This window comes from Promicromonospora sp. NPDC023987 (assembly GCF_040639055.1).
In the GTDB taxonomy this organism is placed as follows: domain Bacteria; phylum Actinomycetota; class Actinomycetes; order Actinomycetales; family Cellulomonadaceae; genus Promicromonospora.
Genome location: NZ_JBEZZF010000113.1, coordinates 1 through 9,574, shown reverse-complemented (window position 1 = coordinate 9,574; position 9,574 = coordinate 1). Strand labels below are relative to the sequence as shown.

Annotated in this window: 12 protein-coding genes and 1 pseudogene; 5 read left to right on the top strand and 8 right to left on the bottom strand. The window is 72.0% G+C overall.

The window, feature by feature from the left end:
- Window positions 1-247: 247 nt before the first annotated feature.
- Together AB0F40_RS26495 and AB0F40_RS26490 are read left to right on the top strand one after the other, a co-directional pair.
- Complete coding sequence (locus tag AB0F40_RS26495; RefSeq protein WP_357475096.1) at window positions 248-1,171, top strand: oxidoreductase; 924 nt, start codon at window positions 248-250, stop codon at window positions 1,169-1,171.
- A 5-nt stretch (window positions 1,172-1,176) separates the two neighbouring features.
- A complete protein-coding gene (locus AB0F40_RS26490) occupies window positions 1,177-1,818 on the top strand; it encodes a TetR family transcriptional regulator (RefSeq protein WP_357475093.1) in 642 nt (213 codons plus the stop codon).
- A 22-nt stretch (window positions 1,819-1,840) separates the two neighbouring features.
- On the opposite strand, the gene AB0F40_RS26485 is transcribed toward AB0F40_RS26490, so the two are convergent.
- The 6 genes from AB0F40_RS26485 to AB0F40_RS26460 all read right to left on the bottom strand — a co-directional run bounded on the left by AB0F40_RS26485 (window position 1,841) and on the right by AB0F40_RS26460 (window position 6,541).
- A complete protein-coding gene (locus AB0F40_RS26485) occupies window positions 1,841-2,311 on the bottom strand; it encodes an HNH endonuclease (RefSeq protein ID WP_357475089.1) in 471 nt (156 codons plus the stop codon).
- Between the two features lie 506 nt (window positions 2,312-2,817).
- Window positions 2,818-4,095, bottom strand: a complete 1,278-nt coding sequence (locus tag AB0F40_RS26480; protein ID WP_357475086.1) for an arginine deiminase — start codon at window positions 4,093-4,095, stop codon at window positions 2,818-2,820.
- Window positions 4,096-4,111: 16 nt separating this feature from the next.
- The gene (locus tag AB0F40_RS26475; RefSeq protein WP_357475083.1) at window positions 4,112-4,870 is read right to left on the bottom strand and encodes a VIT family protein; all 759 of its coding nucleotides are present in this window, start codon (window positions 4,868-4,870) and stop codon (window positions 4,112-4,114) included.
- Window positions 4,871-4,953: 83 nt separating this feature from the next.
- Window positions 4,954-5,649: a DUF1684 domain-containing protein gene (locus AB0F40_RS26470; protein WP_357475079.1), complete on the bottom strand. Its 696-nt coding sequence runs from the start codon at window positions 5,647-5,649 to the stop codon at window positions 4,954-4,956.
- A gap of 40 nt (window positions 5,650-5,689) precedes the next feature.
- Window positions 5,690-6,082 (bottom strand): nitroreductase/quinone reductase family protein, encoded by a 393-nt coding sequence (locus AB0F40_RS26465; RefSeq protein WP_357475076.1) that lies wholly within the window; start codon window positions 6,080-6,082, stop codon window positions 5,690-5,692.
- Between the two features lie 111 nt (window positions 6,083-6,193).
- Window positions 6,194-6,541: a PEP-utilizing enzyme gene (locus tag AB0F40_RS26460; RefSeq protein ID WP_357475073.1), complete on the bottom strand. Its 348-nt coding sequence runs from the start codon at window positions 6,539-6,541 to the stop codon at window positions 6,194-6,196.
- Window positions 6,542-6,605: 64 nt separating this feature from the next.
- Here AB0F40_RS26460 and AB0F40_RS26455 point away from each other — a divergent pair, with 64 nt between their 5' ends.
- Together AB0F40_RS26455 and AB0F40_RS26450 are read left to right on the top strand one after the other, a co-directional pair.
- Window positions 6,606-7,253, top strand: a complete 648-nt coding sequence (locus tag AB0F40_RS26455) for a transcriptional regulator (protein ID WP_357475070.1) — start codon at window positions 6,606-6,608, stop codon at window positions 7,251-7,253.
- 28 nt (window positions 7,254-7,281) lie between these two features.
- Window positions 7,282-7,875 (top strand): histidine phosphatase family protein, encoded by a 594-nt coding sequence (locus AB0F40_RS26450; RefSeq protein ID WP_357475067.1) that lies wholly within the window; start codon window positions 7,282-7,284, stop codon window positions 7,873-7,875.
- A gap of 7 nt (window positions 7,876-7,882) precedes the next feature.
- On the opposite strand, the gene AB0F40_RS26445 is transcribed toward AB0F40_RS26450, so the two are convergent.
- Window positions 7,883-8,308 (bottom strand): NUDIX hydrolase, encoded by a 426-nt coding sequence (locus AB0F40_RS26445; protein ID WP_357475099.1) that lies wholly within the window; start codon window positions 8,306-8,308, stop codon window positions 7,883-7,885.
- A 112-nt stretch (window positions 8,309-8,420) separates the two neighbouring features.
- On the opposite strand from AB0F40_RS26445, the gene AB0F40_RS26440 reads away from it, so the two are divergent.
- Entirely contained in the window at window positions 8,421-9,116 is a 696-nt protein-coding gene (locus tag AB0F40_RS26440; protein ID WP_357475064.1) for a dienelactone hydrolase family protein, read from the top strand.
- Here the strand turns inward: AB0F40_RS26440 and AB0F40_RS26435 are convergent.
- Window positions 9,113-9,574 (bottom strand): annotated as a pseudogene (locus AB0F40_RS26435) (hypothetical protein); the annotation flags it as partial. The gene AB0F40_RS26440 and the pseudogene AB0F40_RS26435 overlap by 4 nt on opposite strands.

Here is a 9,574-nt window from a genome sequence, read left to right as displayed (position 1 = left end):
ACCCCCCGGGGGGGGCCCGGGGGGGCCCGCTCCCCCCCGCGTGCCCCCGGGGGGTGGTTTAAACTCTCGGTGTCGGGCCGCCCGGGCTACCGACCTCCTGACGTTCTACCGACCGGAGCGACGTGCGCCGGGTGGATCGGTGCGCGGCCTCACCTTCGAGCACCAGGGTTGTGGTGCCGAGCGCCGCACGGCATGGTGGAAACAGCCAACCAACGAGTTGGTTGGACTGCCTCTTCCGAGGAGCTGCATGTACCTCGTTCCGGACCAGACCGGTCGCACCGTCGTCGTCACGGGCGCCAACAGCGGTACGGGGCGTGCGGCCGCCACGGCGCTGGCGGTCGCGGGCGCCCGGGTGGTGCTCGCCGTACGCGACCCCGAGAAGGGTGCCGACGCGCTCGCCGGGATCCTTGCTGTACGGACGGATGCCCAGGCGGAGGTGCGGCTCCTCGATCTCGCCGACCTCGCGTCGGTGCGCGCGTTCGCAGAGGGGCTGAAGCGCGATCTCGACCGGCTCGACACCCTCGTCAACAACGCCGGCGTGTCGGTCCCGCCGCGGCGGTTCGAGACGGCCGACGGCCACGAGCTGCAGTGGGGCACCAATTTCCTGGGCCCGTTCGCGCTGACGAACCTCCTGCTGCCGCTGCTCCTGTCAGCGCCGGCGCCCCGGGTCGCGACCATGGCCTCGGCCGCCGCGAACTTCGGCCGGATCGACTTCAGCGACCTCGACTGGGAGCGTCGCACGTACCGCGCGATGGACGCGTACTCGCAGTCCAAGCTGGGCGACGTGCACCTCGCCCAGCACCTGGCGCGGGTGGCCGGGAAGCACGGCTGGTCCCTGCTCAGCACCGCCGCCCACCCGGGCCTCACGCGCACGAACTTGCAGGTCACCGGGCCGAGCATGGGCCGGGAGCAGCCGGTCCGGTGGAACGGCGGCGGCCTGCTCCCCATGATGACGCCCGAGGACGGCGCCGGCTCGATCCTGCTCGCCGCCGCCGGTCGAGAGGCAGAGGCGGGCGGCTACTACGGCCCGCGCTACGGGCTGACCGGCAGGCCGAGGCGCGCCCGGCTGAGCCGGCGCATGCGCGACGCCCGGACGGCGACCCGCCTCTGGGCGGTCGCCGAGGAGATCACGTCGACCGCGGCGCCGGTCCGCCGACCCGGCAGGCCGTGAGGGGCGTGCCCAGCCCCCGCGCCGACGTCGGACGTGCCTCGACGCCCGAGCGGATCGTCGAGGCGGCAGCCGCGGAGTTCGCGAGGTACGGCCTGGCCGGTGCGCGGGTGGACCGGATCGCGGAGCGTGCCGAAGCGAACAAGCAGCGCATCTACGCGTACTTCGGCGGCAAGGAGGCGCTGTTCGACCAGGTGGTCGCCGCGCGGATCCTCGATCTGATGGACGCCGTGCCGTTCGAGGCCGATGACCTGCCCGGCTACGCCGCTCGGCTGTTCGACTTCGCGGTGGGCCGTCCCGACTTCGTCCGGCTCGTGCTCTGGCACTCGTTGGAGCGACCGGGTGGGTTCAGCACCCCGGACCAGTCGGCGGCCTCGAGCACGGCCTCGAGCACGGCCAAGATCGGCGCGCTGCGCGAGGCGCAGTCCCGGCAGCCGGAGCTGGTCGACCCAGTGGTGCCGGCGGACCGTCTGCTCGGCCAGGTCCTGGCGACGGTGCTCGGATCCGTGCTCACGGTCGGCGGCCTCCTGTCCGCTCTGGGCGAGCCGGAGATCGACGTCGACGAGGTCCGGGCCGACGTGCGCCATTCGGTCACCAGGATCATCGCGCCCGGGCCTGAGCCCGCGCCCGGGCCTGCCCCGCGGGCGTGACCGGAGCGTGCCCCGACCTCGCCTAGGCCGCTCGGGCTGCCCGGTGCCGGATGGCGCGCGCGTACTCGGCGCGTGGGACGTGTGGCGTCACGTGGAGCACCATGCCGGCCTCCGCCGGCGTGCGGTCCGCCTTGTGCGAGTTGCACGGGTAGCACGCTGCCACGAGGTTCATCCACGTCGACGGGCCCCCGCGCGACCGCGGCAGGATGTGGTCCACCGTCTCGGCAGGGCCACCGCAGTACGCGCACAGGCCGTCGCGCCGCTTGACGCCCTGCTTGGTGCACGCGGGCGCCCCGCCCGACTTGTAGAGCCACCGCATCGTGACGTACCGGACCAGCCGGAGCACGCGCGGTAAGGGGAACGGCCCGAAGGAGCGGCCGTCGACCGCCTCCTCGACGACCGCGACCTCGCGCACGAGCATATGGATGGCATGCCGGACCGATACCCGGTGCAGCGGCTCGTAGCCGGCATTGAGGACTAGGACGTCGGCCACGGGCCTGCTCCTTCCGGTGAGCTTGTCCTTCTCGTTTCTTCGCTGGTCGTTCGGGTGACGCTGTGCGGGGCTGTCCGGTCCCGGGACGACAAGAGCCGCCCGGGAACAGGCATCCCGAGGCGGCTCACGTGCACTGGTCCGGCAGAACCGGATCAGCGGCGTATGGCGCCTCGTATGGCCTCACGGCCGTCCCGCAGGTGCTGCGCAGTGGTCGGGCAGGACGACGCGGTGGCAGCACTGACCGTGCACAGACCTGAGGCCTGGAGTGCAGAGCTGGTGCGGACCATCGTGGATCTCGTCCTTCCGTCGTGTTCGGATCTGACTCGTATCGGTACTCCGGCAAGCAGTGCAGACACACAACCGGCCGCCACGGCACGAAGGCCGTGTGTGAAGAAAGGTACAACGAGGACTTGGTAGCGTCTATGGCTTTTCCGGAACTGCAACCCAAGGATGCACCAAGTCACCGGCGTGGCGCGACGCTACGGCGTGTCGCGCCACGCCGGCGTCTACCAGCTCACGGGTTCGCGAATGATCGGGCACGTCATGCAGTGCCCGCCGCCGCGGCCGCGGCCCAGCTCGCCGCCCGCGATCTCGATCACCTCGACCCCTGCCTTGCGCAGCAGGTCGTTCGTGGTGGTGTTGCGGTCGTAGGTGAACACGACGCCGGGCTCGACGGCGACCGAGTTGTTGCCGCTGTCCCACTGCTGGCGCTCCGACTCGTAGACGTCACCGCCGGTCTCGATGACCCGCAGCTCGCCCAGCCCGGAGGCCTGCCCCACGACGTCGAGGAAGGACGAGCCCCCGGCGTCGGTCACCGATACCCCGAGCGGACCGGAGTCCGGGCGCAGCACGAACGGGTGCACGCGGTCCACGATGCGCGGGTAGACCGTGACGGTGTCGACGTCGACGAAGGTCATGATCGTGTCCAGGTGCATCGCGGCACGCAGCCGTGGCATGCCCGCGACGACGATCTGCTCGGCGGCGCCCTGCTCGAACAGGGACGCGGCCACCTGAGTGATCGCCTGCCGCGAGGTGCGTTCGCTCATGCCCATCAGGACGGTGCCGTTGCCGATCGGCATGATGTCGCCGCCCTCGAAGGTGGCCTCGCCGTGGCTGGTCTCCGGGTCGCCCCACCACACGCGACTGCCCACGAAGTCGGGGTGGAACGTGTAGACCGCCTTCATGAGCAGGGTCTCGTCGCGGCGCGCCTGCCAGTACAGCGGGTTGAGCGTGAGGCCGCCGTAGATCCAGCACGTGGTGTCCCGCGTGAAGAGGGTGTTCGGCAGGGGCGGCATGAGGTACTCGCGTGCGTCGGGGCTCATGTCAGCCAGGGCGCGGAAGCCCGGCGGCAGCTCCGGCACGTCGGCGACGGCGAGGCCGCCGATCAGGTATCGGGCCAGCTCGTGCTCCGGCAGGGACTCGAGGTACTCGCGCGTCGCCTCGACCAGGCCGTTGCCCACGATCTCCGGGACGATCTTGCGGTCCAGCAGCCAGTCGCGGGCACCCGCCACACGGAGCGTCTCCGCGAGCAGGGCGTGCAGCTCGACGACGTCGACGTCGCGGCTGCGCAGCTCGGCCACGAAGTCGGCGTGGTCCTGCTGGGCGCGCTCCACCCACAGGACGTCGTCGAACAGCAGGTCGGCCGAGTTGGACGGGGTGAGTCGCTGGTGCGCGAGTCCTGGTGCGCAGACCAGGACCTTGCGCAGATGGCCGACCTCGGAGTGCACGCCATAGGCCTCCGATGGCGCACCGGCAGGGGGCGGTGTGATGTCGATGGTGTTCATCGGGCGCTAACGGTACTCACCCCATCGCCGTCGTGCCGAGCAGGGAGCCGACGGCGAAGGTCGCGCCCAGGGCGAGCGCACCGCCGACGACCACCCGCGCCGTCGCCCGCACGCGCGGCGCGCCGCCGATCCATGCGGCGGTCCAGCCGGTCCCGGCGAGAGCTCCCAGCACGACGGCGAAGGTGGCGGCGACCCGCCAGGGCTCGGGGATCAGGAGCACCGCCACGAGCGGCAGCACGGCGCCGAGGGTGAATGCCACCGCCGAAGCGATCGCCGCGTTCCAGGGGCTGACCACCTCGTTCTCGTCGATGTTGAGCTCGGCGTCCAGGTGTGCGGAGAGGGCGTCGTGCTCGGTGAGCTCGACGGCGACCTGGCGGGCGGTGCCGGGGGAGAGACCCTTGGCCGCGTAGAGCTCCGCCAGCTCGGCGAGCTCCTCCTCTGGCATCTCGGCGAGCTCGGCCTTCTCCTTGGCGATGAGGGCCTTCTGGCTGTCGGACTGGCTGGAGACCGACACGTATTCACCCAGCGCCATCGAGATCGCGCCACCCACCAGGGCGGCGAGGCCGGCGGTGAGGATGGGCCCGGTCCGCGTGGTCGCCGCTGCCACGCCGACGGCGACTGCCGCCACCGACACGATCCCGTCGTTGGCGCCGAGCACTCCCGCGCGCAGCCAGTTCAGCCGCTCGGCGAGTCCTTCGGTGTGCGGTTCGCCCGCGTGCCCGACGACGGGACGGCCGGTGCCGGGGCGACCCCGCTCGGATGGTTCGGTGGTCATGGCCCCAGGCAACCAGGACTCGGGGCGCGAGGCCAACGCCCGGGGGAGGGCTGGATAGCCTCACCTCGCCTCGCGTCCGTGTCTCAGTGCGGAGTGCGCTCGCCCACGGGGACGTCGACGTCGAGCATGTTGCCCGGCTGGGCGAGCGGGCACGTCCATGCCGGGTCGTAGGCGCAGGACGGGTTGTAGGCGAAGTTGAGGTCGAGGACCAGCTCGCCGACGCCGTCGTCGTACCCGCCCGCGTGGCCGTCGGTGCCGCCCGCGTGGCCGAGCCACGCGCCCTTGATGCTGTCCAGGAGGTAGCGCCCGCCGCCGTACGTGCCGCCGGCGGCGCCGGCGAGCGTGTCCTTGACCGGCACGAACAGGCCGCCGCCGTACGAGGCGAGGCGCCAGACGTCGAGCGAGCCCAGCCCGGGCAGGACCACCTTGCCGAGCAGCTCGAACGGCACGACGCCGTCGGTCCCGGTCGGGACGTCGAGGCGGCGGGGAGCGCCGTCGGGCCCTGGCTCTGCCTGCACGACGGGGGCGGTCAGGCGCCAGGCCGGGTCGTACGGGGTGACGGACAGGCCGGTGAAGCCGGGCTTGTCCTCGGGGAGGATCGGTGACGCCGGATGGGTCGCGAAGAGCTCGTCGCGGGTCATGGTCCAGTAGGCGTGCGCGGCGGCCGGGTCCTCTGCCGCACGGACGCGGACGCCGGCGTACAGCGCGAAGACGCGCCGCCGCCAGTCCGCGGTCTGGAGAGCTGTGGCGGCCGGGGACGTGGTGGCGGCGTGCGTCATGCCCACGACACTACCCACGAGCACTGACACCCACCCGGGCTCAGGACCGCGGCGTGAGCCGGATGACCGGGATCTCCCGGTCAGTGCCTTCCTCGTACCTGCGGAACTGGTCCACCTCGGTGGTGATCTTCGTCCAGGCCTCCGCCCGCTCGGCACCGTGCAGCTCCCGGGCGGTCACGGCGACCTTGCGGCCCGCCTGTTCGACGGTCACCTCGTCCGGACGGGCTGCGAGATTGAGGTACCAGGCCGGGTTGGCGGGTGCGCCCCCGGCCGACGCGACGACCAGCCAACTGCCGTCGGGTCCGGGGAACCAGGCGAGCGGGGTCTCGCGAGGCTGGCCGCTCTTGCGCCCGACCGTGGTCAGGACCAGGAGGTTCATCCCCATGGTCGTGCGGTCGGTGCGCCGGGCGCGACCGATGAGCAGCCGGTTCATCCAGCGAAACATGCGTCCCGGCTGTTTGGCGCCCCGTGTGCCGGTGGGGTGGCTGAAGCTCATGTCGTGCCTTCCGGGTGGGTTGGTCCCAGGATAGGAGGAGGTGGTCGCTCAGCTCGGCTCGTGAGCGCTGACCCGTCCGGCGTCGCCGTCGACGGTGACGGTCTCGCCGTCGCGCAGCGTCGTCATGGCGCCGGGGACCGCGAGCACCGCGGGGATACCGTGCTCGCGCGCCACGATCGCGGCGTGGGACAGCACGCCGCCCGTCTCCGTGACGACGGCGGCCACGACGCCGAACAGCGCCGTCCAGGCCGGTTCCGTGAACCGGCACACGAGCACATCGCCGGACCGGACCCTGGCGAAGTCGTCGGGGCCGTGCACCACACGCGCCGGCCCGGACGCGCGCCCCGGGCTCCCGGGCGTTCCTGCGGTGTGCGAGACGGCGGAGCTGTTCGTCATGGCTTCTCCCTGGGCGTATCTACCTGCGTTGACACCGGTCGCCGAAGGATGCACGGTGCGAAATATGACGCACAACCCGGCACTCGCCCGATCCTCGCAGCCCGAGCTGCTCGTGCTCCACTCCGTCCGGATCCAGGGCATGGCCGACGACGACGCCGTCGCCGCCCGGTTCGGCCTCGACGAGGCGGACACCCGCGAGATCCTGCTCGACGACGAGGCGTACGGCTGGGTCAGGCAGGCAGCGTTCGCCGGAACCGCCGGCTGGTCCATGACCGACCGCGGCCGCGCCGAGGACGACCGGCGGTTGGCCGAGGAGCTGCGCGACGCCGGCGCCCGGCCCGTCGTCGAGCGGGCCCACGAGGCGTTCGGGCCGCTGAACGCCCGCCTGCTGCAGGCGTGCACCGACTGGCAGCTCCGTCCGGAGGACGGCGACCGGCTTACCCCGAACACCCACACCGACCCGGAGTGGGACGCGCGGGTGCTGGGAGAGCTCGCGGCGCTGGACGGTGAGCTGGCACCGCTGGTCGCAGAGCTGACTTCGGCGCTCGCCCGGTTCGAGGGGTACGACACCCGGTTCTCCGCGGCGCTCGGCAAGGCGCGGTCCGGGCAAGGTGAATGGGTTGCGGGCACGGGCATAGGGTCGTGCCACGTCGTGTGGATGGAGCTGCACGAGGACCTGATCTCGACCCTCGGCATCCAGCGGGGTGCCTAGAGACACCGGCGGGCAGTAGGTTCTTCGGATGGCGACAAGACACCTCTACCTGGCACGCCACGGCGCCGCGGACGCGTTCGGCGACCTGACCGACGTCGGACGGCGGCAGGCCGGCCTGTTGGGCGAGCGGCTCGCCGGCCTGCCGATCGACACGGTCTGGCACTCGCCGCTGCCCCGTGCGGCGGCGAGCGCGCACGTGATCGGCGAGCACCTGCCGGGCGTGCCCGTCGCCGAGGCCGCCGAGCTGGTCGACCACGTGCCGCACGTCCCGGCCGCGCCGGACCTCCCGCCGGCCTGGGCCGGGTTCTTCGACGGGTACGACGACGCGGAGCGTGCGCCGGGCGAACGGCTCGCCACCGAGCTGGTGGACCGGTTCGCGAAGCCCGCCGAGACCGAGACCCGCGAGGTCCTGGTGACCCATGCGTTCCAGGTCGCGTGGCTGCTCCGCCACGCCCTGGACGCGCCGCCCGCCCGATGGCTCGGGCTGAACAGCGGCAACACCGCGCTGACGGTGCTCGAGTACCGCGACGGCCTGCCGCCGACCGTCGTGCTGTTCAACGACATGGGCCACCTGCCGCAGGACCTGCGCTGGACGGGCTTCCCGCCATCGCTGCGCCCGTAGACGTGTACTAGCCGACCAGGCCCGCCCAGCGGCGGGAGATGTCCACGAGGGGAACCCGGTCGAGTGCATCGACCTCCTGCGGCGTGTGCCAGGCGACGCCGTCGGTCGAACCGTCCTCCTCGACGCGCAGCTCACCGCCGGTGATGTGCGCCCGGTACACGATCCGCAGCGCGTGGACCGGGCGGTCCGACGGGAAGACGCGCTCCGGGCCGGGAATCAGGAAGCTGTCGACGCCGAGCAGGCCGTCCAGCTCCACGTGGTAGCCGGTCTCCTCGAGGACCTCCCGGACGGCGGCGTCGGCCGGGTCCTCGCCCGGGTCGATCCCACCACCCGGCATGGTCCAGCCGCTGCGCGTGCCCTCGTTCCAGTGCGGCAGCAGCATACGGCCCTGGTCGTCGGTGATGACGGCGTACGCGGCGACCCGTAGGTCCATCGCGGCCTCTGTACTGGTGAACATGGTGCACATCATGTCGCCCGGAAGGGGTGTGCACCATGCATAAGGTGCGGTACGGTCCCAGGCATCTCGTCCAGCCCCAGGAGGTCGCGTGCATCCCGGATACACCGCCGTTCCCGACGGCCCCGGGCCGTTCCCCGGCGTCGTCGTCGTGCACGACGCGTACGGGATGACCGCAGAGGTGCGTCGCGTCTGCGACTACCTCGCCGAACGGGGCTACCTCGTGCACGCCCCGTCGATGTACCAGCGGGGACGCTGTCTCCGGCAGGCATTCCGCAGCTTCATCGCCGACCAGGGCCCTGCCTACGAGCGGCTCGAGGCCGAGCGCGCGGCGCTCGCGGACCGGCCGGACTGCACCAGCAGGGTCGGGATCATCGGGTTCTGCATGGGCGGTCGGTTCGCCCTGGTGGCGGCGGGCCGCGGCGGGTTCGACGCCGCTGCCGTGAACTACGGCCTGCTCCCGAAGGGGCGGCAGGAGCCCGCTGCGCTGGACCAGATGCTGTCGGCCCCGTGCCCGGTCGTGGCGAGCTTCGGCGCGCGCGACAAGGTGGTCGACGTCGGCGAGGTCGACAAGCTGCGGGCCGGCCTGGACCGCGCGGGCGTCTCGTCGGACCTGAAGGTGTACCCGGAGGCGACACACTCGTTCCTCGCCCAGTACACCGGTCCGCTCGGCATGCTGATGCGGGTCCAGGGCATGACGCACGACCCGGAGGCCTCGGCGGACGCGTGGGAGCGGACGCTGGCGTTCTTCGGGGAGCACCTGGGCGGACCGGATCGGCCTGCTTAGAAGGGTGGTTGGTCGGGGTCGGTCGGGTTGGTGGTGTTGGTCGGTGTCGCGTGTGTCGGTGGGTCCTGTGCCGGTATGGCTCCGGGTTCGGTGGTCTGGTAGCTGCGGGGTAGGCGTTGGCCGGTGAGGGCTTGGAGGGTGAGGTCGTGGCTGGTGTCGGGGTCGATCTGGTCGAGCTCGGTGTGGGTGTCCAGGACGGTGGGCGGCCGGGCGTGGACGCGGCCGGTGGGAGTGGTCCAGGTCGTGATCCCGGTCTCGGGGTCGCGGACGATGCCCCAGCCTGCGTGGGTCTTGAGCAGGTGGTGCTTGCGGCACAGGGCGTGCAGGTTGTGGGCGTTCGTCTGGCCGGGCTTCGTGGTGTCGCTCGCGATCGTGGTGTCGCTCCCGTTCTCGCTCCTGTGGTCGTGGTCGTGGTTGAAGGGTTGGATGTGGTCGAGGTCGCAGCGGGATGCGGGGGT